22 protein-coding genes are annotated in these 21,780 nt (G+C 65.2%); 4 read left to right on the forward strand and 18 right to left on the reverse strand.

Annotation, left to right across the window (positions count from 1 at the left end; all coding sequences use genetic code 11):
• Nucleotides 1-197: 197 nt before the first annotated feature.
• Both O3297_RS23250 and O3297_RS23255 read right to left on the reverse strand, forming a co-directional pair.
• The gene (locus tag O3297_RS23250) at nucleotides 198-962 is read right to left on the reverse strand and encodes a DUF3108 domain-containing protein (protein ID WP_070257724.1); all 765 of its coding nucleotides are present in this window, start codon (nucleotides 960-962) and stop codon (nucleotides 198-200) included.
• Nucleotides 963-2,084: a DUF3108 domain-containing protein gene (locus O3297_RS23255; RefSeq protein ID WP_305050340.1), complete on the reverse strand. Its 1,122-nt coding sequence runs from the start codon at nucleotides 2,082-2,084 to the stop codon at nucleotides 963-965.
• A 149-nt stretch (nucleotides 2,085-2,233) separates the two neighbouring features.
• Here O3297_RS23255 and O3297_RS23260 point away from each other — a divergent pair, with 149 nt between their 5' ends.
• On the forward strand, nucleotides 2,234-2,938 hold the full coding sequence (locus O3297_RS23260; protein ID WP_305050342.1) for a PhaM family polyhydroxyalkanoate granule multifunctional regulatory protein: 705 nt from the start codon (nucleotides 2,234-2,236) through the stop codon (nucleotides 2,936-2,938).
• 21 nt (nucleotides 2,939-2,959) lie between these two features.
• Here O3297_RS23260 and O3297_RS23265 read toward each other — a convergent pair whose 3' ends face one another.
• The 11 genes from O3297_RS23265 to O3297_RS23315 form a co-directional block, all read right to left on the reverse strand.
• On the reverse strand, nucleotides 2,960-3,223 hold the full coding sequence (locus O3297_RS23265) for a hypothetical protein (protein WP_225317168.1): 264 nt from the start codon (nucleotides 3,221-3,223) through the stop codon (nucleotides 2,960-2,962).
• A 16-nt stretch (nucleotides 3,224-3,239) separates the two neighbouring features.
• On the reverse strand, nucleotides 3,240-4,970 hold the full coding sequence (locus O3297_RS23270) for a response regulator (protein WP_070257722.1): 1,731 nt from the start codon (nucleotides 4,968-4,970) through the stop codon (nucleotides 3,240-3,242).
• Between the two features lie 11 nt (nucleotides 4,971-4,981).
• Nucleotides 4,982-5,701, reverse strand: coding sequence for a sensor histidine kinase KdpD (locus tag O3297_RS23275; RefSeq protein ID WP_070257721.1), 720 nt, complete (start codon nucleotides 5,699-5,701; stop codon nucleotides 4,982-4,984).
• Between the two features lie 156 nt (nucleotides 5,702-5,857).
• A complete protein-coding gene (locus O3297_RS23280; protein ID WP_305050344.1) occupies nucleotides 5,858-7,651 on the reverse strand; it encodes a family 2A encapsulin nanocompartment cargo protein cysteine desulfurase in 1,794 nt (597 codons plus the stop codon).
• Nucleotides 7,626-8,555 carry a family 2A encapsulin nanocompartment shell protein gene (locus O3297_RS23285; RefSeq protein ID WP_034784363.1) on the reverse strand — a complete coding sequence of 310 codons (930 nt, stop codon included), beginning with the start codon at nucleotides 8,553-8,555 and terminating at the stop codon, nucleotides 7,626-7,628. The genes O3297_RS23280 and O3297_RS23285 overlap by 26 nt, the downstream gene beginning before the upstream one ends.
• A 227-nt stretch (nucleotides 8,556-8,782) precedes the next feature.
• Nucleotides 8,783-9,007, reverse strand: coding sequence for a helix-turn-helix domain-containing protein (locus tag O3297_RS23290; protein WP_034784364.1), 225 nt, complete (start codon nucleotides 9,005-9,007; stop codon nucleotides 8,783-8,785).
• 7 nt (nucleotides 9,008-9,014) lie between these two features.
• A complete protein-coding gene (gene epsC / locus O3297_RS23295; RefSeq protein ID WP_052140296.1) occupies nucleotides 9,015-10,010 on the reverse strand; it encodes a serine O-acetyltransferase EpsC in 996 nt (331 codons plus the stop codon).
• Between the two features lie 19 nt (nucleotides 10,011-10,029).
• On the reverse strand, nucleotides 10,030-10,527 hold the full coding sequence (locus O3297_RS23300) for a rhodanese-like domain-containing protein (RefSeq protein ID WP_080753547.1): 498 nt from the start codon (nucleotides 10,525-10,527) through the stop codon (nucleotides 10,030-10,032).
• 213 nt (nucleotides 10,528-10,740) lie between these two features.
• Nucleotides 10,741-12,372: an FAD-dependent 5-carboxymethylaminomethyl-2-thiouridine(34) oxidoreductase MnmC gene (gene mnmC, locus O3297_RS23305; protein ID WP_305050348.1), complete on the reverse strand. Its 1,632-nt coding sequence runs from the start codon at nucleotides 12,370-12,372 to the stop codon at nucleotides 10,741-10,743.
• On the reverse strand, nucleotides 12,372-12,935 hold the full coding sequence (locus tag O3297_RS23310) for a DNA-3-methyladenine glycosylase I (protein WP_034784387.1): 564 nt from the start codon (nucleotides 12,933-12,935) through the stop codon (nucleotides 12,372-12,374). The genes mnmC and O3297_RS23310 overlap by 1 nt, the downstream gene beginning before the upstream one ends.
• Nucleotides 12,936-12,973: 38 nt before the next feature.
• Nucleotides 12,974-14,458: a PLP-dependent aminotransferase family protein gene (locus tag O3297_RS23315; protein WP_305050349.1), complete on the reverse strand. Its 1,485-nt coding sequence runs from the start codon at nucleotides 14,456-14,458 to the stop codon at nucleotides 12,974-12,976.
• 106 nt (nucleotides 14,459-14,564) lie between these two features.
• Here O3297_RS23315 and O3297_RS23320 point away from each other — a divergent pair, with 106 nt between their 5' ends.
• Nucleotides 14,565-15,026: an OsmC family protein gene (locus tag O3297_RS23320; RefSeq protein WP_305050350.1), complete on the forward strand. Its 462-nt coding sequence runs from the start codon at nucleotides 14,565-14,567 to the stop codon at nucleotides 15,024-15,026.
• Nucleotides 15,027-15,680: an FMN-binding negative transcriptional regulator gene (locus tag O3297_RS23325; protein WP_305050351.1), complete on the forward strand. Its 654-nt coding sequence runs from the start codon at nucleotides 15,027-15,029 to the stop codon at nucleotides 15,678-15,680.
• On the opposite strand, the gene O3297_RS23330 is transcribed toward O3297_RS23325, so the two are convergent.
• The 3 genes from O3297_RS23330 to O3297_RS23340 form a co-directional block, all read right to left on the reverse strand.
• On the reverse strand, nucleotides 15,664-16,617 hold the full coding sequence (locus O3297_RS23330; protein ID WP_034778494.1) for an AEC family transporter: 954 nt from the start codon (nucleotides 16,615-16,617) through the stop codon (nucleotides 15,664-15,666). The two genes, O3297_RS23325 and O3297_RS23330, sit on opposite strands and share 17 nt — an antisense overlap.
• Before the next feature lie 99 nt (nucleotides 16,618-16,716).
• Nucleotides 16,717-17,154, reverse strand: a complete 438-nt coding sequence (locus tag O3297_RS23335; protein ID WP_305050353.1) for a CHRD domain-containing protein — start codon at nucleotides 17,152-17,154, stop codon at nucleotides 16,717-16,719.
• 166 nt (nucleotides 17,155-17,320) lie between these two features.
• The gene (locus tag O3297_RS23340; RefSeq protein ID WP_034753667.1) at nucleotides 17,321-17,878 is read right to left on the reverse strand and encodes a helix-turn-helix domain-containing protein; all 558 of its coding nucleotides are present in this window, start codon (nucleotides 17,876-17,878) and stop codon (nucleotides 17,321-17,323) included.
• Between the two features lie 254 nt (nucleotides 17,879-18,132).
• Between O3297_RS23340 and O3297_RS23345 the strand changes: the two genes are divergently transcribed.
• Nucleotides 18,133-18,369 (forward strand): hypothetical protein, encoded by a 237-nt coding sequence (locus tag O3297_RS23345; RefSeq protein WP_034778491.1) that lies wholly within the window; start codon nucleotides 18,133-18,135, stop codon nucleotides 18,367-18,369.
• Here O3297_RS23345 and O3297_RS23350 read toward each other — a convergent pair.
• Nucleotides 18,366-19,373, reverse strand: a complete 1,008-nt coding sequence (locus O3297_RS23350; RefSeq protein WP_305050355.1) for a spore coat U domain-containing protein — start codon at nucleotides 19,371-19,373, stop codon at nucleotides 18,366-18,368. The genes O3297_RS23345 and O3297_RS23350 overlap by 4 nt on opposite strands.
• The gene (locus O3297_RS23355) at nucleotides 19,373-21,724 is read right to left on the reverse strand and encodes a fimbria/pilus outer membrane usher protein (protein ID WP_305050356.1); all 2,352 of its coding nucleotides are present in this window, start codon (nucleotides 21,722-21,724) and stop codon (nucleotides 19,373-19,375) included. Before O3297_RS23355 ends, O3297_RS23350 begins: the two co-directional genes overlap by 1 nt.
• Nucleotides 21,725-21,780 lie beyond the last annotated feature (56 nt).

Here is a 21,780-nt window from a genome sequence, read left to right on the forward strand (position 1 = left end):
TGTTCAGCGGGCGGCGCTGCGGGCTAACGCGGCACTGCGGGGCGGGGGCGTCAGTATATCAGTTCTGACATGCAATTTAGCGCATGGGAGGGGGAGGTGCGGACACGGCGCAACACGGCCGGTGCGCCGTGCCGGGCCAGGAGGATGAAATGGGGGGCCAAACACGGCATGCCTGGCCCAAAACCATTAGTGAACACTTACTTCTTGACGATCTTTTGCAGGGTTTGCTCGACGTAGTCGCCGTCTTCATCGGCGAACGTCACCTTGACCGGATACCATTCCAGCGACGGCGCCAGCCACAGGTCCACTTGCTGGCCCTTCTTGTCCGGCGGCGGCGCCTTGACCAGGTGCACGGCCTCCACCAGACCCTGGCCGGTGGCGACGGTCTCCTGCTTGACGACCTTGAAGGTCCACGGTTCGGCGTCGTGGCGGCCGGCAACGAAGAAGCTCCATTCCGAACCGGGCGTGAATTTTTCGGGCGCGGCGCGCGCCACGCTGACCAGTTGCCAGACGGTGCTGTTGCGGTCCTGCTCGCCGCCTTTCAGCGGATAGCTGTCATCGCCCTCGCTGAAGACGATGGTCTTGCTGTCGCGCTTGAAGGTGGTGGTGGCCGCTTCCTTGCGGAAACGCTTTTCCACGAACTGCGCCGGCGCCAGGCCGAAATCGTCGACCGTGCCTTCGCTGCGCTGCTCGAGGATCTTGCCGAACAGGGCGGCCTTGGTTTCGGCCAGCAGCGAGTACTTGCCGTCGCCGGCGCGCCAGTTGCTGACCGATTCGCCCGACAGCGCAATGCCGCGCTGCTTGGCCTTGATCGAATACACGAGGTCGGCCGATGGCGCCAGCTTGTACGGACGTTTGATGACGGGATGGTCCACGGGCTCGTCCGCCGCCATGGCGGGCGTCAGGGTGGCGGCCAGCAGACTGGCCGCCAGGATGCGTTTCAAGGTAGTCAAAGTGGTCATTTATTTTCCTGTTGATTCATTTACGGAGATCTTGGTCACGGTTTGCGTGGTCAGCGCCCCGTTCGCTTCGGTATTGCGTATTTGTACCGGATACCATTGCATCGATGGCGCCAGCCAGATATCGAGCTGCGACGAATACGTGCCGGGCTTCGGCGGCCGGCGCAAATGCCAGGTCACCAGCCGCCCCATCTTGGTCTCCAGTTCTTCCTCGCCCACCAGGTGGAAGCGGAACACGGTCGCTTCCTTTTCCTCGCCGACGAGAATGTCGATATTGCCCACCAGCTGGTTGACGTCGGCGCGGCCGATGGCGGCCAGCTGGAACGGCACCGTGGCCTTGTCTTGCACCCCTTCCTGCCATGGCGCCGTGGCCGTCGTGGCCGAAAACGTGATGGCCTTGGCGTCGCGGTTGAAATGCGTGGCCGTTTGCGCGCGGCCCTTGCGTTTCTCCGTGGCCGTGACGGGCACGATGCCGCTGCCATCGATCACGCCTTCGCTGGTCAGCACCAGCAGGTTGATGCGCGTGATCAGCATGCTCAAGCCCACCTCCAGCTTCAGCTGATACGCGTCGCCCCGGTTTTCCCACGCCATCGCGGCCACGCCCTGCCACTTGGTGCCGTCCGCATCGCGCCGGTCCACGTGCAGGTCGAACTGGGCCGACGCGGGCGCATTCGTCTTGTAGTGCCGTGCCTGCTCGACGGGCGGTGGCGGCGGCGCGCTGGCCGGCACGGGTGCCGCTGCCACGGCGGGTGCGGGCGCCGTGATGGCCGGCGCAGCCACCGCAGCCGGCGCGGTCGTGGCCGGGCCTTCCGGCACGTCGCTGACAGGCGCCGTCAACTGCGGCGTTTCGCTCGACGCCAGCTCCGTCAGCGGCGGTGGTGGCGGCGGCCTGGGCTTGGGCACGGGCCGCAGTTCGGGCGGCGGTGGCGGCGGCGCCACCGGCAGGGGCTGGATCGGCTCGGCGATCAAGGCCATGCTGACCACCTTTGCATGATCCTGCCCCAGCGGCACCATGCTGGCATGCGAGGTGAGCCATTCCAGCGCCACGTAATGCAGTGCGCCGATGACCGCAACAAAGATGACGGTACGGCGGCGCGGTGACGAAAAGAAGGAAGCAGGCATCATGAGGCGTAGTGTAACGCTTCCGCCCCGCTTCCCGCTTCTTGCCCGTGCTCAACTCTTAATGTTTTATGTAAGAAAATGTTGGCGGCATTGCGTCAGTTGCAAGCCGATATCTGCTACGCTAAGCCTATCCATCTACCAGGAGATTTCGCATGGCAAACCCGCAAATGCCCCAAATTCCGGGCGCAGCAGTTGTGACCGACACGCTCGACTTCGTCAAAAACCTGTGGGGCAGCATGAGCGTGCCCGGCATGGGCGTGCCTGGCATCACGGCGCCCACCATGTCGGTGGAAGAGCTGGACAAGAAAATCAACGACTTGAAAGCCGTCGAAGCGTGGCTGAACCTCAATACCAGCATGCTGCGCGGCAGTATCCAGGCGCTGGAAGTGCAGCGCGGCACCATCGCCACATTGAAATCGATGGGTGCATCACTGGCGGCGGCCATCACGCAACCGGGTGCCAGCGAGAAAACCGTGTTTGAATCGGTACCCTACGCTTCCGCGTTTTTCCAGCAGGCCGCGCCTGCGGCGCCTGAACCGAAACCGGCGCCCGCACCTGCGCCCGCACCGGAACCCGCTGCGGCGGCGTCCGGCGATGCCGGCAGCCAGTTGGCCAATCCAAGTGCCTGGTGGAATTTGTTACAAGATCAGTTCAAGCAAGCCGTATCGACGGCCATGTCGCCCGATGCGGCCAGTGCGGCAGCGGCCAGCTTTGGCAGCGTGAGCAAAGCCAAGCCAGCGGCCAGCAAGCCGGCCAAACCTGCAGAGGCAGGCACGGCAGCCAAGGCCAAGGCCCCGCTGCGCAAGGCGCCCGCGAAACGCGCGGCACCCAAGACTAAAGCGCCAGGCAAGGCCTGATGCTGCAAGCCGGCGATATGATCAGGCGATACGATGAATGCGGATCGCCTCGATCATGTTGTCGGCCTGGCGTTTTACGTCACCGATCGTGATCAGGCCTTCGTCAGCCAGCGCCTTGGCGTGCTCGTACGAAGACTGGAATGTTTCCAGCGTGTCTCCCTTGGCGGCGACCGGGCGTACCCAGGCAATACTGCCGACTTTCATTTTTTTGTACACTTCATTGACCACATCACGCATAGTTTCTTCCTTATTGTTGTAAAGCAACTCAAGCACGGGCGAACCCACGCTGGCCCCTAGTTTATCATCCGGCACGCTCGCGCATGGATTTTCCGCCTTTTTCCGGCGCCGGCGGCGCTTTTTCCGCGACCACGACGGCCTCTTCCGGCCCGGGCGGCGGCGTCAGCTGCACCAGTTGCTCCATCAATTGCGCGAAGCGTTGCTGCCCTGGTGCAATTTTGTCTACATACAACAACACTTCCATGGCCTCGGCCGCCAAGTCGGCCTGAAACCCGCGCTGCTGCAGGAAGGACACGATGATTTGCGCGGAATTGAACAGGATGCGCAAATTGTTCGGCAGTTTTTCGCGCGCCGCGCGCATCCAGGCGACCGCTTCGTTGAGCTTGTCCGTCTTCCACAGCAGCACGCCCTTGTTCATCAAGTCCGACGCCTCCTTGCGCGAAGCGATGATCAAGCTGGTGCCTTCGTCGCCCATCTTCGCCTTGTCGAAAATCTTTTGCACTTCGTCCTGCACCACCTGGTTGTCGTGGTTGTTCTTCACCACGTAGCACAGCAGGCCGGCCGGCGCATCCTTGACGCCGACGGCGAACAGCAAGGTGGCCAGTTCCATGCAAATGCTTTTCTCGGGCCGCGCCGGGTCTTCCAGCAGCATGGCTTCGAGCTCGTCGCCGCACTTGCGGGCGCGCCGGTAATCGCCCGTTTCATGGTGCACCATGCCTTCCGTGATCTTCGCGCGCAAACCAATCTGCTCGGGCGAGAATTCGCGCTGCGCCAGCAACAGCCATTGCAGCGCCTCCTTGGCATCCTTCTTCAGGCCGCACACGCGCGCCAGGCCCAGATAGGCGTCCGGCGTCTTCATGACGGAAAATTCGCCGATGGAAATACACTTGCGAAATGCCTTTTCCGCCATGCTGACATTGCCGACCTTCAAGGCCGCCAGTCCCAGATTGCGCTGGCGCGGCACGGAATTGGGCGACAGGCGCGCCGCCTTTTCCAGCACGCCGCACGCTTCCTCGTGCTGGCCCATCAACTGGTAGGCGACGGCCATCTGGTCGTAGGCGTCGATGTAATACTTGTTTTCAACGATCACGCCCTGGAAGATCTGCCGCGCCGCCTCGTGTTCGCCGTTATTCATGCGGATCTTGCCCAGACCCGCCTTGGCCCAGCTGTAATCGCGCTCGGCCAGCACTTTCTCGTACACGGCACGGGCCTTTTCCGGTTCCCCGCTCTTCAGCAGCAAACTGGCCTTCATGCGCAGCAGTTCCAGCTCGTGCAGCTTGTTGAGCTCGATCTGCGCATCGCACAGCTTGGCCGCGCGCAGATAATCCTTTTCCATGCAAGCCTGGTCGATCTCGCGAAACACCTGCTTCTTGTGCCATACGCGGTTCAGCCGCGTCAGCAGCACGCCTTCCGTGATCGGCTTGATCAGGTAGGCGTCGGGCTGGTGCTCGGCCGCGCCCATCACGGATTCCACGCTTTTCTCGGCCGATACCATCAGCCAGACGCTGGAAGGCGCCGTCAGGTTGCGCACGCGCGTCTCTTCCAGCACTTGCTGGCCATTCTTGCCTTCGCCCAGGTTGTAGTCGCACAGCACCACGTCGTAGCGCGTCTTGGCCAGCAGCTTCATGGCTTCGCCGCCGCTGGCCGCCTGGTCGATATGGCGCGCGCCCAGGTTGCGCAGGGATTCGCGCAGCAGGATGCGGATGCCGATGAAGTCGTCGACCAGCAGATAATGTTTGTCCGCCCAGTCGGTGCTGCCCGCTTCGGCGGCGGTGGCGTGGCTGTCTGTCGTCATGGATTCCTCGTTCAGGGCAGGCGCAGGATGAAACAGCCGCCGCCCAGGGCGCCGCCATTTTCCAGCGCGATGCTGCCGCTGCTGCCCCGGTGCTTGTGCATCTTTGCCACTTCGCTGGAAAAATACAACCCCAGTCCCGTGCTGTTGGTGGAAAAGTTCACGCCGGCCGCCATGCCATCCATGGCCGCGCTGCCCGCGTCGAGCAAGGCCTGCGTATAACCGTCGCCATTGTCTTCCACGCGCAGTTCGAGCAAGCCATCGGCCTCGCAGACCGACAGGCGGATCGTGTCCTTCGTGTAGCGGATGGCGTTGTTGATGGCGTGCGCGAGCACGCCGATGACCAGGTCTTCATCGAGGGTCCAGATCAGCTCGGGCGGACAGGCCGTCTCCAGCTGGATGCCTTTCGAGGCCAGCAGGATCTTTTCCTGGTCCACCACCTGGTCGACCACCTGGCTGACCAGCTGCGGCTGCACATCGAACGGGTAGCCGGGCTTGCCCACTTCCTTGTACAGGGCCAGCAGCTGGATCAGATTATCGTTGAGGCGCTTGGTCTGGTACAGCATCTGCGCCATCTGCAGGTAGGCGGGGTCGGCCTGGGGCGAGGGCTTGGCCTGCTCGGCCGCCAGCAGCGACTCCAGGGTGCCGCTGACAACGCTGATCGAGTTTTTCATGTCGTGCACGGTCGACGCCAGGAACAGGAAAAGCTCGGGCGAGCTGTGTTGATCTTCCACCGGATATCTCCTTGGGCCGCAGCTTGAATATTGCCAAGGATAAATTATACCGCCAGCATGCGCGCGCCTGCCAGCCGCGCGTAAAGTCCCTGACTTGACGCAACAATGCCGCCCCCGCTTGCGCAAGGGCGGCATTGGATGGCCAAGCCGGCAAGATCAGCGGCGTGCGGCCGCCAGGCGTTTGACCACGACGATCATGCGGTCGATTTCCTCATACGTATTGTAGAAGGCGAACGATGGCCGCACGGTCGCTTCGACGCCGAAACGGCGCAAAATCGGCTGGGCGCAGTGGTGGCCCGAGCGCACGGCGATGCCCTCGTCGTTCAGGGCCCGCCCCACTTCCGCCGGCTCGTAACCGGCCAGCACGAACGAGGCCACGCTGGCCTTGTCAAACGCCGTGCCGATCAGGCGCACGCCGGGAATGGCCTGCAGGTGGTGCGTGGCATAGTCCAGCAGCGCGTGCTCGTAGGCGGCGATGTTTTCCAGGCCGATGCGCTGCACGTAATCGATGGCAGCGCCCAGGCCGACGGCATCGGCGATATTGCCCGTGCCCGCCTCGAAACGATTCGGCACGCCCTGGTAGACGGTGCGCTCGAACGTGACGTCGGCGATCATGTTGCCGCCCCCTTGCCATGGCGGCAATTGCTCCAGCAAGTCCGCCTTGCCATACACGGCGCCGATGCCCGTCGGGCCGAACACTTTATGCCCCGAAAACACATAGAAATCGGCGCCCAGCGCCTGCACGTCCACGCGCAAATGCGACACGGCTTGCGCGCCATCGACCAGCACGTGCACGCCGGCCGCATGCGCCAGCGCGATGATCTGCGCCACGGGCGTGACCGTCCCCAGCGCGTTCGACACCTGCGTCACGGACACCAGCTTGGTACGCCCGTTGAGCAGCTTGCGGAATTCATCGAGCAGTATCTGCCCGCTGTCGTCGACGGGAATCACGCGCAGGGTCGCGCCCTTTTCCGCCGCCAGCTGCTGCCACGGCACGATGTTGGCGTGGTGCTCGAGCTGCGAGACGATGATCTCGTCGCCGCTGCCGATGTATTTGCGGCCAAAGGTATTGGCGACCAGGTTGATGCCCTCGGTGGCGCCACGCACGAAGATGATTTCATTGGGCGAAGCGGCGCCGAGGAACTGCGCCACCTTGGCGCGTGCCGCTTCATAGGCATCGCTGGCGCGCGCCGCCAATGCGTGCGCCGCGCGGTGGATGTTCGAATTTTCGTGCGCATAGAAATACGACACCCGGTCGATCACCGACTGCGGCTTGTGCGTGGTGGCAGCATTGTCGAACCAGGCCAGCGGCTTGCCATTGACTCGTTCGGCCAGCACGGGGAAATCGCGCCGCACGGCATGCACGTCGAACGGCGCCGGCGTCTGGTGCTGGCCAGGCTTCGCCGCCGAAGGCAGCTCGGTCTGGAAATAGAACGCGGGCTGGCTGTTAGCCGGCGATACGGGCAGCTGGCGCGCGGGTGTCTGCTGCGGCGTGGCAAACAGTCCCCGCACATCGTCGGGTGCGGCTTGTCCCAGCCCCTGCTGCACCAGGCCGTCGAGCTTGCCGTTCGACACGGGATAGCCATGCGCGCCGCCGACAAAATAATAAGGCGACGGCGCACTCAGGGCGGACAGGCGTGGCGTCGGCACGGAGGCCGGCGCCGGCGCAATCGGCGACTCCAGCGGCGCCGTCACGGGCGGCACCTGCGCCGTCGCCACGCCGGGGGCGATGGCGGCAAACGAAGGGCCGGGCTGCGGCGGCGGCCGGTTCGCATAGCGGGGCGCCGCATCGAGCACGCTGCCGGAACCACCGAGGCTGGGAGATTTATCCACGCCCGGCAGGCGGGCAAAGAATTCACCGGCCAGGCGGTTCAGGGTCGCTTCATCAGGTAAGAACGGGACGGCAGGCAAGCCCGCCGCGCCATCACTTGTAGGTGTCTGGGTAGTCATGGTATTTACCGATCTCCACGTCTTCCAGTACGGCCAGCGCATCGTCGGTCAGCACGGCCAGCGAGCAATACAGCGAAATCAGATAGGACGAAATCGCATGGCGGTTGATGCCCATGAAGCGCACGGACAGGCCCGGGCTTTGCTCGCCCGCCAAGCCAGGCTGGAACAGGCCGATCACGCCCTGCCGCTGTTCGCCCGCGCGCAGCAAAATAATTTTCGTCTTGCCGTCTTCGATCGGCAGTTTGTCCGATGGCACCAGCGGCACGCCGCGCCACGTGAGGAACTGGGAGCCGAACAGGCTGACGGTCGGCGGCGGCACGCCGCGGCGCGTGCATTCGCGGCCAAAAGCGGCAATGGCCAGCGGATGCGCGAGGAAAAAGCCCGGCTCCTTCCACACTTTCGTCAGCAGTTCGTCGAGGTCGTCCGGCGTGGGCGCGCCCGTCAGGGTGAAGATGCGCTGGTCGTCGTGCACGCTGGCCAGCAGGCCGTAATCGGGATTGTTGATCAACTCGCTTTCCTGGCGCTCCTTGATCGTCTCGATGGTCAGGCGCAGCTGCTCCTTGATCTGGTCGTGCGGGCTGCTGTACAGGTCCGACACGCGCGTGTGCACGTCGAGCACCGTGCTGACGGCATTGAGGAAATACTCGCGCGGCTGGTCATCGTAGTCGACGAAGGTTTGCGGCAGTTCCGACTCGTCGCGCTGCGAGCAGGCGACGCGCACGTCCTTCGGATTCTTCACGCGGTTCAGGCGGTAGATACCCGCTTCCACGGGCAGCCATTGCAGCAGGTGCACGAGCCAGCGCGGCGTGATCGTGGATAACTGGGGGACGCTCTTGCTTGCATTGGCCAGCTGGCGCGCGGCGTTGTCGCCCAGCGCGAACTGGTTCTCTGTTGCTTCTGCCATGACTACTCCTGATGAGAAAAGTGAATATGCTTATCTGAAAAACGAATAAAGTATCGGACGTCTCCCCTCTTCTCTCAACATGCTATCGCCACCAAAACACGCTTAACCAAACCTACTGCGCGTCGCGATTTGCAGCCTGCAATGCTCACTGTGCATTCGCACAGCTGCGCTTCTCGGCCACAACTCACTGCCGCTCGCTACGGTTTTGTTATGCGTTTTACCTGTTTTTAATCCACCAATTCCGGTTCGCAGCGCGCCATCAATCCCGCCAGGCCGATGCCCAGCGCGCCGGCCAGCTTTTCCACCGTCAGCAGCGACGGCGTGGCGGCGCCCCGCTCGATCTCGCCGATGAACGAGCGATTCAAGTCGGCCGCTTCGGCCAGGCGCTCCTGCGACCAGCCATGCCCTTCGCGCAACTGGCGCACGGCCAGTCCAAACTGTTTGATCAACATGCTGTCCTCATGGGTGGTGGGCAAAAGCGGGGTGGGATGGCGCCGGCAATTCCGGCAACTCCTGCGCCTCCTGCTGGTTATGCGCTTGCGTGACATGGCTGCCGGGCGCCACGCTGCGGGTCAGCCAGACATTGCCGCCGATGACGGAGCCCTGGCCGATGGTCACCCGTCCCAGGATCGTCGCGCCCGCATAAATGACCACGTCGTCCTGCACGATGGGATGGCGCGCCAGTCCCTTTTTCAGCACGCCGTCGGCGCCGGCGGGAAAGCGCTTGGCGCCCAGGGTGACGGCTTGATAAATGCGCACCCGTTCGCCGATGATGGCCGTCTCGCCGATCACCACGCCCGTGCCATGGTCGATGAAAAAACTGCTGCCGATGATGGCGCCCGGGTGGATGTCGATGCCCGTCTGCGAATGGGCCACTTCGGCGATGATGCGCGCCACCAGCGGCGCGCCCAGCGCATACAGGGTGTGCGCCAGGCGGTAGTGGATGATGGCCAGGATGCCCGGATAGCACAGCAGCACTTCATCGACGCTGTGCGCGGCCGGGTCGCCATGGAAGGCGGCCGCCACGTCCGTGTCGAGCTGGGCGCGGATGCGCGGCAGCGCGCGGGCGAAGCGCTGCACGATGGCCAGCGCCTGCTGTTCGATGGAGACCGTCTGCTGCAAGCCATGCTGGCGCGCGTGGTAACTGAGTTCGCGCCGCACCTGTTCGTGCAGCCCCGTCAAGGTCGTGTCGAGCGTATGGCCGACAAAGAAATCCTCGCTCTCCTGCTGCAGGTCGAGGGGACCCAGGCGCATGGGGAACAGGGCTGCGCACAGGGCTTTGATGATGTCGTGCAAATGCTGGCGCGACGGGAATTCGCGCGCGCCGCACTCCTGATTGCTGGCCAGTCCTTCACGCCACTGCTCGCGCACGGCGCGCAATTCATCGACGATCTGGCGCAGTTCCCATTGCGGCTGCGCGGCAAGGGAGACAGGGGGAATGGCTCGCTGGTTCATGGTGGTCCCGGGAAGAGAGTTAATCTTGCAGCCAAGGCAGCGCATGCCAGCGCCAGCCACCGCTGTGGCCACGCTGCTGCTGCTCATCGAGGTCGCCCTCGAAGCCTTGCGCGATATTGAAGACATGCGTGAAACCCGCCTTGGCGGCCGCTTCGGCAGCTGCGGCAGAGCGCTTGCCGCTGCGGCACAGCAGCACCACGACGGCATCCTTGCCGCCCACCTTCGCTTCCAGTTCGCGCGTAAAGCGGGGATTGCGGTTCATGGACGTGCCGGTCGCCCACGCCACGTGCAGCGAGGCCGGCACGTAGCCGACGAAGGTGCGTTCCTCGTTGGTGCGCACGTCGACCAGCACGGCTTTGCCGGCCTGCACCAGCTGCCACGCATCCTGCGCGCTGACGATACCCGCATACGGCAAGCCCTGCGCCTGCGCCTGGGCGCGCGCGAGATTGAGTACTTCGTCAAAAGCCGCCTCGCCGTGCCCGGCGCGGGGATCGAAAATCAGTTCTGCAGCAGCCATCTTTCCACCTCTTTATTCCGTCGTCAAAAACCAGCACGAGTCCACTGTAGCGAACTTATGTTGTTCGGAAAACAAATTAAAAAGAGTTTGGAAAGCTGAAAAACGTATATGGGGTCGGTGTATGGGGTCAGACCCTCACACGCGTTGGCGCCAGGCTTGGCGTCAGCGGTGTTGGGGGTCTGACCCCAGCCCTCGCCTGCTCTGCGCCTACGCTCAAGCAGCGCGGCGGCGTTCGCGAAGTAAAAAACGGGCAGGATCGAGCGCCTCTGCCAACTGACGTTCCAGCGGCAGCGGCTCGCCCTCCAGCTGGCATGCCAGCAGCTCGGCCGCCAGCGGCGCCCAGATCAGGCCGCGCGAGGCGTAACCGAGCAAACCAAACAGGCCGGGCCAGCGCGGTACGTCGCGCAGGCGCTCGCAGCGGCCTGGGACGCCGGGGTCGGGCAAGGCGCCCGCCAGCGGCAGGCGGTCCGGCGCCATGCAGCGAAATCCCGTGCGGCCCGCCAGCGGCGCATCGAACGGGGCGACGCCCAGGATGTCGGCGATCTTCCCGATATTGTCTTCCTGGCTCGATGGGCGCAAGTCGGTGTCCGCATCGGCATCGTAGCTGGCGCCCACGCAGACGACACCCTGGTGCGCCGGCGTCATGTAGGCTTCGCGGCAGACGACGAACGGCAACGAGGGCAAGCTGCCTTCGGCCAGGTGCGTGACCTGGCCGCGCACGGCGTCCAGCGGCAGGCCCGCCGCCTGCTCGAAGTCGACTGCCCCCGTGCCGGCCGCCAGGATGACGGTGGGCGCGGCCGCGATCAAGGTGCCTTGCGCATCGCGCACCAGCCATTCCTCCTCGCCACGCTCCAGGCGCAGGGCGCTGCTGGAAAAGCGCCGCGTGAGCGAGGCGCCGCAGGCGTCCAGCATGGCCGCGCAGACGGAAGACGGGCGCGCCCAGCCGCCCTGTTCGAACCACCAGGCGCCATCGGGCGCCGGCGCGCCCAGCATGGCGCTCGCCTCGGGCGCTTCCAGCCAGCGGGCGAATTCGCGCGGATACAGGCCACTGGCGGCGATCTGCCGCTGCACCTGCGCATGCGCGCCGTCGCGCGCCAGGTGCAGCACGCCGCTTTGCACACCCTCGATGGCGGCGCCGATGCCGCCCAGGTCTTTCCAGCGGCTCAGCGAGTACAGGTAGGCGGTGCGCACCAGGCGCGTGGCGATATTGTCGTCCTTCGACATCAGCGGCATGAAGATGCCGGCCAGGTTGCCCGACGCCTCGCTGGCCGGCTGCGCGTGGCGCTCGATCAAGGTCACCTTCCAGCCGCGCGCGGCCAGCCGTTCGCAGGCGGCCGCGCCGGCCACGCCCGCGCCGATGACGATGGCGCGCCGCTCGGGCACGGTGACGGCCGCGTACTCTTCGCGCCGCGCATAAAACACGGCGCGCAGGCGGCTCTCGTCGAAGACAAACCCATTCTTTTGCAGGGCGGCGCGCTGCGCCTCGTCCAGGTGCACGGCCTGCAGGCGGGCGCCGTCCATCATCAGGCGCGCCAGCACCGGCGTGGCTGCGGGCACCCAGGCCAGGTGTACTTCATCGACTCGCGCCGACAATTGCGCCAGGCAGGCATCGGGCTCACCGATCAGCACATCGAGCGTGACGAGGCCATCGTGCGACACCATGCGGTGCAGGCCCGGCACGCAGGGCGGCCACTGTGCACGCCACTGCTCGGGCAAGTGGCGCGCATCGACGGGACGCGGCGCCAGCGCGATGTAATGGAGGCGGCGGCCGCCATGCGCCGCACAGGCGGCGCGCAAGCGGGCGCCGTCAAAATCCGTGTCGAGCAGGACGAGAGCGCGGCGCATCAGCGCCCCGCCCGGCAAAAGCAGGTGGGCGCATGGTCATTGACCATGCCGATGCCCTGCATGTAGGCGTAGATGATGGTCGAGCCGACGAACTTGAAACCCCGCTTGAGCAAGTCTTTCGAGAGTTTGTCGGACAAGGCCGTCTTGGCGGGAAACTCGCCCGGCTGCCAGCTGTTGACGATAGGCTGGCCATCGACATACGCCCACAGGAAGCTGTCCAGGGTCTGCCCTTCCGCGCGCAGGCGCAGGTAGGCTTGCGCATTCGTGATGGCGGCCGCCACCTTCAGGCGGTTGCGCACGATGCCGGGATCGAGCAGCAGCTGCGCCACCTTGTCCGGGCCATACGCGGCGATTTTTTCAGCATCCCAGCCGTCGAAGGCGGCGCGGTAGGTATCGCGCTTGTTGAGGATGGTTTCCCAGCTCAGGCCCGCCTGCGCGCCTTCCAGGTTCAGCATCTCGAACAGCCGGCGCTCGTCGTGGCAGGGCACGCCCCACTCTGTATCGTGGTAGTCGAGATAACGAGGATTGGCCGGGTTGGCCCAGGCGCAGCGGGTAATATTCATGGTCGTGTTCTTCATGTGCAGGCAAGTCCCAGTATAGTTTATCGGCCGCGCAGGATGCGGCCCAGTTCCTGCAAGCCGTGCGCCATCTCGGCCGGGGGAATCGCCGCAAAGCCCAGCAGCAGCCCGCGTGGCGTGGCACATTCCGGGCCCGCCGCCGGATCCGCATAGTGGCCCAGCGGACGCAATTCGATGCCATGTTCCAGCCCTGCGCGCGCGACGGTTTCCTCATCGTGGCCGGCGCGAAAATACGCGCACAGTTCCAGGCCGCTGTCGGCCGGGCCGCACGCGAGCTGGTCGCCGAGTTCGCGCGCGATGCCGCGCACCAGCAGGTCGCGCCGTTCGGCATTGCTGTCGCGCGTGCGGCGGATATGCCGGCCAAAGTGCCCTTCGGCGATGAAGTCGGCCAGCGCCATCTGCGGCACGATGGCCGTGTGCCGGTCCATCACGGCCTTGGCTTGCACCAGCGCGTCGGCCAGCGCGGGCGGCGCCACCATATAGCCCAGGCGCAGCCCCGGGAACAGCACCTTCGACAAAGTACCCACGTACACCACGCAGCCGGCCCGGTCCAGGCTTTGCAGCGAGGCCAGCGGCGCGCCCGTGTAGCGGTATTCGCTGTCGTAATCGTCTTCCACCAGCCAGGCTTTATTGTGCGCGGCCCAGGCCAGCAGGGCCAGGCGGCGGGGCAAGCTCATGCTCACGCCCAGCGGCATCTGGTGCGATGGCGTCACGTACGCCAGCTTCGCCTGCGGACAGTGCGCCACGCCATACGCCACGTCCAGCCCCTGCGCATCGACGGGAACCGGGAAGACGCGCGCGCCGGCCGCGCGCAGCGGGCCGCTGGCGCCCCGGTAGCCGGGCGACTCCATCCAGGCCGCGTCGCCCGGCGCCAGCAGGATGGTCGACAGCAGGAACAGCGCCTGCTGCGAACCGGAAGTGATGACGATCTGCTGCGGCGTGCACTGGACGCCGCGCGAGGCTTTCAAGTACACGCACAGCAGTTCGCGCAGCGGCAGGTAGCCGGCCGGGTCGCTGTAGCCGAAATGGTGGTCGGGCCGGCGCCAGCGCCGCGCTTCCAGGCGGTTCCACACGTCGAACGGAAAGTGGTCGATGCGCGGCATGCCGACACGGAAAGCGCGCAGCGGCCCCCGGTGGAACGCCACCTGGCGCATGGCCGCCACCACGCCCTGCCCGCGCGCCGACAGGGGCCGCAGCAGGCCGGGCGCGTCCGCCCTGGCGGGCGGCGCAGCCAAGGGGACGTCGATGCTGACAAAGGTGCCGCGCCCCACTGCGCCGTCGAGATAGCCTTCGGCCGTCAGAAGCGCATATGCATTGAGCACCGTCTGGCGCGACACGGCCAGCAGGCGGCAAAACTCGCGCGTGGGTGGCAGCTGCATGCCGGGACTCATGCGGCCATCGAGGATGGCCGCCTTGATGGCCGCATACAGCTGGCGAAACAGCGGCTCGCTGGCGCCGCGCTGCAGCGGCAAGGCGGCGATGATCTGGTGCAGGTGGGAAGCTGGCATGGTGGCGCTCTTGAATTGGTAGCTTAAAGATAGCACTTATTGGCTGTTTTAAATAGCCAAGACTGACGCTAAGATGGCGCATCCCTTCTACTCTTGCGGAGCACCCATGCATCAGTTTTTCGCCACCGTCGCCTGGCAGCGCGACGGCCAGGATTTCGCCAGCCAGCGCTACAGCCGTGGCCATGCATGGCAGTTCGACGGCGGCCTGACGGTACCCGCCTCGTCGTCGCCCCTGTCCGTGCCGCTACCCATGTCGGTGGCGGCAAATATCGATCCGGAAGAAGCGCTGGTGGCCGCCACGTCGAGCTGCCACATGCTGTTCTTCCTGTCGCTGGCGGCGCAGCGCGGCTACGTCATCGACGACTACCGCGACGATGCCGTCGGCGAACTGGGCAAGAATGCACAAGGCCGCCTGGCCATGACGCGCATCGTGCTGCGTCCGCGCATCGCCTTCGCGGGAACGCCACCCTCGCCCGACGCGCTGGCCGCCCTGCACCACGACGCGCACGAGCGCTGCTACATCGCCAATTCGCTGACGGCCGACGTGGTCGTGGAAGGAGCCCACTAGATGTACACGCCCGCCACCTTCCGCGAAGAGCGCCTCGACGTGCTGCATGGCCTGATAGGCGCGCATCCGCTGGGCGCGCTGGTGCGCCATGACGACTATGGCTTGTGCGCCGACCATCTGCCGTTCGAGATCGCCGCACCCACGCCCGAGGCCCCGTTCGGCATCCTGCGCGCCCACGTGGCGCGCGCCAACCCGCTGTGGCGCGGCGCCGGCGGGAACGATGAATCCATGGTGATTTTCCAGGGGCCGCACGCCTACATCACGCCCGCCTGGTATGCGGAAAAGCAGCGCAGCGGCAAGGAAGTGCCGACCTTCAATTACGCCGTGGTGCATGCCCACGGCCCCTTGCGCGCCATCGACGATGCGGCGTGGCTGCTGGGATTGGTCGAGCGGCTGACGGCGCGCCATGAAGCGGGGCTAGTCGCGCCGTGGCGGGTGGCCGATGCGCCGGCCGGCTATATCGAGAAACTCTTGAAAACCATCGTCGGCATCGAAATCCCCCTCACGCGCATCACGGGAAAATGGAAGCTGGGGCAAAACCGCAGCATGCAAGACCAGGCCAGCATGGCGCATGGCCTGGCGCTGGACACCCAGCCCGGTGCGGCGCAGGCCCTGGGCGCGCTGATCGCCGCCAACGTCACGCCAGCCAGCTGACGGCCGCTGAAAACGTCAGAAACGACAGCGCCGTCGAGACCAGAATGATGCGGGCGATGCGCGCCGTGTTCGCGCCGAAGCGTTCCGACAGCAGCGAGACGTTGCTGGCGCTGGGCAGGCAAGCCACCAGCACCATACAGGTCAGCGCGAACGGATCGAGCGGCGCGCCCAGCGCGATGGCCGCGTGGCCGATGCCCCACACCAGCAGCGGATGCAGCAGCAGTTTTTTCAGCGCCACGGGCACATATTCTCCCAAGGGAGCGGGGTCGCTCGTGCTCATTTGCGAACGGGCCAGCACGGCGCCGATGGTAAACAAGGCGACAGGCGAGGCGGCGTCGGCCAGCAGGCCCACCGTCTGCATCAACGGCTTGGGCAAGGCCAGTTCCAGCCACGACGACAAGGCACCGAGCACGATCGCCCACGGCATCGGATTGCCGGCCATGCCTTTCATGGCATTGACGACGGCGGCGCGGCTGCCGTGCGCGCCGCCGCTGCCGATGCGCGACAGGGCGATGCACAGCGAGCTGGTAATCAACATGTCGACGACGATGGTGACGATGACGGGACCAGACGAACGGGGGCCGAGCAAGGTCAATAGCAGGGGCACGCCCATGAAGCCCGTATTCGGGAAGGCCGCCACCAGCGCACCGAAGGCGGCGTTGTTCCAGTCGATGCGGTGGCTCAGGGTCATGGCCATGGTGACGCCCACCATGATCAGCGCGCACAGCAGGTAGACGCCGAACACGCTGGCGTCGAGCAGCTGCGCGATGGGCGTGGCGGCGCCGAAACGGTACAGCATGCAGGGCAGCGCGAAGTACAGGACAAAACTGTTCAAGCCGCCGATGGCGGCCAGCGGCAGCAGCTTGCGCCGCACGGCCAGGTAGCCGCATAGCACCAGGGCGAAGAAGGGAAAGGTGATGGCGAGGATGGTCAGCATGGAGCGCCATTGTAGCGCGCACCGTGCACCGGCCGTCTGGCGCAAAAAAAGGCCGCTCGCGCGGCCCAAGGAGGTTTCGGGGATAACGCCGCTGGCCGGCTAGGGCTTGAGCTGGGCGCGGATCTCGCCTGCCGGATAGGCGACGCTGTGCACGTTCACGTACAGGTTGCCGGCCTGGTAGCTCGCATACTGGGGCGGCGTGAGCATGGCGCCGGCCGGCACGGCAAACATGCCTTCGGCGGTTTTCACCAGCGGCACGATGACGGGACCATTGGCGCCGGCGGGCGCTTCATGGATATGCGCGACGGTCGCCACCATGCCCGTGTAGCGCACGCCGCCGCTGACGCTGCGGTCACGGGCGACGCGGAGATTGCTGCTGCCGCTGGCCGTGCTGGTATTGGCAGGCACTTCCTGCGCCCCCGTCAAGGTGACGTCATGGCCGCCCGGCTGATGCGGGCCATGGGAACAGGCGCCCAGCAGGGCGGCCAGCGCCAGCACGCTGGCGGCGCGGCAAGCGTGTTGTTGCAGTGTGCTCATCGCAGTACTCCTTTCACGGACATCGGCTCACGGCTGGCGCCCTGCCCCGCCCACACAGCCGGGCCGGGCTTGCGCCGCACTTGAGTTGCATAGTGCGACAGTAACGCCATGCCGCCGTGTCCGCTTTGCTGTACGCCAAACTTGCTGCTCGCCTGCCAGCGCGTCCTCAGGCCAGGTGGCCTTCCGCCACCCAGCCGCGGTTGGCGGCCGGCGCCTTCGGCTTGGGTGCGATGCCGCTGCTTTTTTCCGCGTCGAGGATGATGCTGCGCATGCTGTCGCTGGCGGCAGGTCCGGGCGCGAATGCGTAGTACTCGTCATTGATGGGCAAGCCCGTCGTGGCGTCGACCAGTACCGGATCGGCTGCCAGGCCCGTGTCGCGGCTGGCGATGACGAGGCTGGCGCCTTCCGGCGCGAAGTTTTCATTACCCCAGGCAATAAACGCCAGCAAGACGGGCTTGAAGGCGCGCCCGGACTTGGTCAGCACATAGTCGTAGCGGGGCGGCTTGGCGCAATACAGGCGGCGCGTCATCAGGCCCCCTTCCACCAGGTCGGCCAGGCGGCGCGTCAGGATGGTGGGCGCGATCTTGAGGCTTTTTTCAAATTCGTCGAAGCGCGTCTTGCCATAAAACGCTTCGCGCAGGATGAGGATGCTCCACCATTCACCCACCTTGCCCAGGCTGCGAGCAATCGGGCAAGGCAAATTATTAAAGTTGGTATGTTTCATGGCCATCTCCTCACGTTGATTCAACACAACAATCGAAAAAGTATTTCAGTTGCAATACGGAAACTTAGTTACTATCATCTTGAAAGCTACGCTCGCCCCATGATGGCGGCCTGAAAATACGCACAAACTCACACTTTTCTTGTTCCAGTAAAATCATGGCTCGTTCTGTCCCCCTCAACCCGGTACGAAAAATGGTGTCAGCCTTGCCATGCGGCGTCGCTGACCACGCCCGTTTTTCGCCAGATGCATCCAAGATGACTCCTTTGAAGCTTGCCGTACTGCCAGCCCTGTTTGCCCTTGCCGTTTGCCAGACCACCACCGCCGGTACCGTCTCTTCCGCATCGTTCCAGGCCACCTTCGTCGTCCACGATGCGTGCACCATCGTGTCGCAGCGCGGCGGCGCCCAGGTACGCTGCCAGCACAACACGCCCTATCTGCTGCTCCAGCAGGCAACGCCATCGGGCAACGGCCTCGTCACCGTCACGTTCTAAAAATAAATCGTTGCCGTCACCGTGTCCTTGTAGTCGCCGGGGCGCGGCGACACCTGCGCCGGCACGCGGCCGTAGATCGTCAGCGGCACGCTGGCGCCCGTGCCCGTGCCTGTCACCATGCTGGTGCCAGCCGTGCCATCGCCCCATGGCGCACCGTCGAGGGTGGCTGACAGCAGGTAACTGACCTTGTCCGTGGTGACGGTGTTCTTCATTTGCCGGTTGGCCACATTGAGCGCCACGCTGCCGCCGTTGAGAGCAATCTGGTAGGCATTGTTGTTCACGCAACGCACGGACAAGGTGCTGGTGCTGCGCAGGTTGCCCGTCAGGATGGAAGCATTCGCAAACGCCATCGGCGTGGCCGTGATGGTGCAATCGTTGATGGCCGTGGCATTCACCGTGAAACCGAAGCTGCCGCTGCTGGCCGTGCACCCCTGCAGGTTGATGAGGCCATACGTGGTGTAGGTATAGGTGCCCACACCGGCAAAGCTCGACGTATAGGCGGTATTGGCGTTGGCGACCGTGGGCACGGCGGCCAGGGCCGTGCCGGCGGGGATCTTTGCGTACACGGTAAAGGTGGTGGAATACGTGCCGGGCGGCGCCAGCAAGCCGGCCGACAGGATCATGCCGAAGGTCGACGGCGCGCCCGTCACGCCGGCGCCGCCCCAGATCTTCGCCGTCGCATACGAATTGTCCACGTACACGTTGTACTCCATGCGATTGCTGCCGTTGCCCAGCTTGCGCGGCAGGGCCGACGTGGAATTCGTGCCCAGCCCCAGCGAGATGCACACTTGCGCATTGGGCGTGAGCAACTGCCCCAGGTTCAGCGACGAAAACAGGCAGCTGAAGGTGCCCGTGGCCTGCGCCACATAATCGGTGCCGGAAATCGGGCTGACGGAGCCGAAATTGATATTCGTCATGCTGACCGTGCAGGTATCTGCCGCCTGCGCCACGCTGCCCCAGGCGCAGCCCAGCAGCAGAGTCAGCGATAACAGCAGGCGGCGCATCAGCGGCCTGCCCCGGCGCCGGCAGCAGCGCTAACGCAGTGCAGCGGCCCGATCACGGGCAAGCCGCCCGCCGCCGGACGCGCATAGGCAAAACGCACCGTGCATGCGCTGTCGCCCTCGCCGACTTGCAGCTGATTCTGCTCAAGCAGATCATCGACGAAAACGATGCCGTCAAATCCCACCACCGTCTGCTTGCCGCTTTGCACGTGCAACACGGGCAAGCCCGTGGCCAGCGGCTTGCCCTGCGCATCCTGGACGATGACGGTGGCCGCGCTGTAGCGCTCGATCGGAAAGGCCGCCAGCACGCCCGCCAGGTGCTGCGGCACGACATTGATATTGCTCACGGGTACCCGTGCGTCAACATCGAGTTCATCCGTGGCGATACTGATCTGGTTATTGCCATAGGGATTCAAATTCGGCACCAGCAGATAGCCGCTCCTGCCCGTCACGCCGATCTGGCGGTTTTCATGCAGCACAGGAATATTACCCACGCCGCCCGTGGAGACCAGCGCAAAACCGTTGCCCACCTGGCGCGCCGTCTCGATATGGCCATCCATCAGCACCAGCGCGCCAGCCGCGCCCAGCGAAGAGGCATTGCCCATGCTGCTGCTTTGCGTGCGCGCGCTCACGCGGCCGTCATTGCCCAGGTATTCCACCTGCGCCTGGCGATAGGCATTGCTGCCCGCCGTACCAGCCTGCAAGTTCCAGCCGAAGCCGCCGCCAAAGTCCGCCGCGCGCTGTGCGCTGATGCTGCGGCCGCTCTCGCCGTTCTGCCGGCTGCTGTTTACGCTGATGGCCAGATTGTTGTCGAAGGCCATGCTCAGGCCAAAGTAGAAGCCCCGTTTCTCGCGTTGCCGCAAGTCCTGGAACAGGCTGGCGTTGAAGAACAGGCCGTGAAACAGGGTGGCCGAATAACCAAACGTGGCCAGCTTCGATGGCGGCGCGCCAGGCGTGCGGTAGCTGATGTAGCTGCTGCTGATGCTGCTTCCTGCCGGCAATGGCAGGCTGACGGTGAGGCGGTCGGCCGCGCGCACCACGGGGCTGCCGTCGCGCGAGGCCAGGTCGCCAAACCCGGCGCTGGCGCGCACGCTTTGCGCATCCACGCTGAAGCGCGGCCCCATGTACTGGTAGCCGGCGCCCAGCTGCACGCCACGGCTGCGGCCGGCGCTGGCCGACAGCGAACCGTTGAGCACGCCCGCCTGGCCCAGCCGCACCAGTGCGCCCGCCCCCGCCTGATACAGGCCGGCGGCCAATTCCGCATGGCCTTCAATCGTCAAATTGTCGCTGACGCCGTGGCGGCCGGAAGCGCTGGCAACCAGTTGCCGTTCATAGCCGAACAGGCGGCGGCCATAGTCGCGCCGCACGGCGCCCGCCTCGACCGAGTAATCGCTCAAGCCGCCGGCCAGCATGCGTGTATCGACATACAGGGGCAGCACGGTCGTCACGCTGCGCCCCAGTGCATCGCGCGTGATGATGGTGGCTTGCCCTGCGCCATTGATGCCGGCCACCTGGTTCAGCACAAATGGACCGCTGGGCACGCTGGCAGCATATTGCTGCACGCCGTTGACATACAGGCTCAGCGACGAAGGCACGAGCGCCGTGCCATCGACGGAGGCGACAGGAAAGGTCAGCAGGTCAGGGCGCAGCTGGAAATTCTTGCGCCACTGCACGCCGCCGACGCGCACGGCGCGGCTCCAGCTGAGCGACGAGGAAATCAGGTCGCCCACCTGCCACGTTTGCAAGGTCTCGGGGTCCGCGTGGCTCCAGAAGGTGTCAAAGCGCATGTATTTGCGCTGGTCCGACCCCAGGTTCAAGGTGCCGGTATTGCTGAAGACGCCGCTGTCATTGAAATAACGCAAATCGTTGAAGATGGCGGCGCGCCGCGTCTGGCCCAGCTCCGCATACGCTTCGTAATTGAGCACGGCGCCGGGCGTGACGCGCGATGGTGGCGTCTGCGCCGCCGTGCGCGCGCTGATGCGGTAAGGCGAGCGCAAGTCGTCCGCCACCTGCAGCGACACGCTCTGGCGCGCCGCGTCATAGTCATAGCGAAGCCCGGGAATCGCATCGAGCGCCACCTCGGCCTGACCGGATGCGCCCAGGCGCGCCGGGTCCAGCCCCAGCTGCTGCAGGTTCGCCACACTGCTGCGCAAGCCTTTGCCCACCTGGGTAAAGCGCAAGATCAGCCCGGTTGATTCAGCATTCACAGTGACCTCCAGATACAGTTCATTCGGCGCCGCCGGATCGCTGGGCAAGCTGGCGGGGCCCGGATCGGCGCCCGTCACGGCCGCCGCATCGGCCCTGGCCAGCGGTACCATGGCCAGCAGCAGCAAGGATGCAAGGACGCATTTCATGGTTTCGCCGCTTGCGCCCAAGGCGCGCAGCAAGCCGGCCCGTCATGGCAGCCATG

Origin of the sequence: Janthinobacterium sp. SUN128, assembly GCF_030587275.1 — a bacterium.
GTDB classification, from domain to species: domain Bacteria; phylum Pseudomonadota; class Gammaproteobacteria; order Burkholderiales; family Burkholderiaceae_D; genus Janthinobacterium; species Janthinobacterium lividum.

What these genes read in the sequence shown, in the direction of transcription:
- O3297_RS23250 (WP_070257724.1), bottom strand. Translation starts at nt 962, where the DNA reads ATGACCACTTTGACTACCTTGAAACGCATCCTGGCGGCCAGTCTGCTG.
- O3297_RS23255 (WP_305050340.1), bottom strand. Translation starts at nt 2,084, where the DNA reads ATGATGCCTGCTTCCTTCTTTTCGTCACCGCGCCGCCGTACCGTCATC.
- O3297_RS23260 (WP_305050342.1), top strand. Translation starts at nt 2,234, where the DNA reads ATGGCAAACCCGCAAATGCCCCAAATTCCGGGCGCAGCAGTTGTGACC.
- O3297_RS23270 (WP_070257722.1), bottom strand. Translation starts at nt 4,970, where the DNA reads ATGACGACAGACAGCCACGCCACCGCCGCCGAAGCGGGCAGCACCGAC.
- O3297_RS23280 (WP_305050344.1), bottom strand. Translation starts at nt 7,651, where the DNA reads ATGACTACCCAGACACCTACAAGTGATGGCGCGGCGGGCTTGCCTGCC.
- O3297_RS23285 (WP_034784363.1), bottom strand. Translation starts at nt 8,555, where the DNA reads ATGGCAGAAGCAACAGAGAACCAGTTCGCGCTGGGCGACAACGCCGCG.
- O3297_RS23290 (WP_034784364.1), bottom strand. Translation starts at nt 9,007, where the DNA reads ATGTTGATCAAACAGTTTGGACTGGCCGTGCGCCAGTTGCGCGAAGGG.
- epsC (WP_052140296.1), bottom strand. Translation starts at nt 10,010, where the DNA reads ATGAACCAGCGAGCCATTCCCCCTGTCTCCCTTGCCGCGCAGCCGCAA.
- O3297_RS23300 (WP_080753547.1), bottom strand. Translation starts at nt 10,527, where the DNA reads ATGGCTGCTGCAGAACTGATTTTCGATCCCCGCGCCGGGCACGGCGAG.
- mnmC (WP_305050348.1), bottom strand. Translation starts at nt 12,372, where the DNA reads ATGCGCCGCGCTCTCGTCCTGCTCGACACGGATTTTGACGGCGCCCGC.
- O3297_RS23310 (WP_034784387.1), bottom strand. Translation starts at nt 12,935, where the DNA reads ATGAATATTACCCGCTGCGCCTGGGCCAACCCGGCCAATCCTCGTTAT.
- O3297_RS23315 (WP_305050349.1), bottom strand. Translation starts at nt 14,458, where the DNA reads ATGCCAGCTTCCCACCTGCACCAGATCATCGCCGCCTTGCCGCTGCAG.
- O3297_RS23320 (WP_305050350.1), top strand. Translation starts at nt 14,565, where the DNA reads ATGCATCAGTTTTTCGCCACCGTCGCCTGGCAGCGCGACGGCCAGGAT.
- O3297_RS23325 (WP_305050351.1), top strand. Translation starts at nt 15,027, where the DNA reads ATGTACACGCCCGCCACCTTCCGCGAAGAGCGCCTCGACGTGCTGCAT.
- O3297_RS23330 (WP_034778494.1), bottom strand. Translation starts at nt 16,617, where the DNA reads ATGCTGACCATCCTCGCCATCACCTTTCCCTTCTTCGCCCTGGTGCTA.
- O3297_RS23335 (WP_305050353.1), bottom strand. Translation starts at nt 17,154, where the DNA reads ATGAGCACACTGCAACAACACGCTTGCCGCGCCGCCAGCGTGCTGGCG.
- O3297_RS23340 (WP_034753667.1), bottom strand. Translation starts at nt 17,878, where the DNA reads ATGAAACATACCAACTTTAATAATTTGCCTTGCCCGATTGCTCGCAGC.
- O3297_RS23345 (WP_034778491.1), top strand. Translation starts at nt 18,133, where the DNA reads ATGACTCCTTTGAAGCTTGCCGTACTGCCAGCCCTGTTTGCCCTTGCC.
- O3297_RS23350 (WP_305050355.1), bottom strand. Translation starts at nt 19,373, where the DNA reads ATGCGCCGCCTGCTGTTATCGCTGACTCTGCTGCTGGGCTGCGCCTGG.
- O3297_RS23355 (WP_305050356.1), bottom strand. Translation starts at nt 21,724, where the DNA reads ATGAAATGCGTCCTTGCATCCTTGCTGCTGCTGGCCATGGTACCGCTG.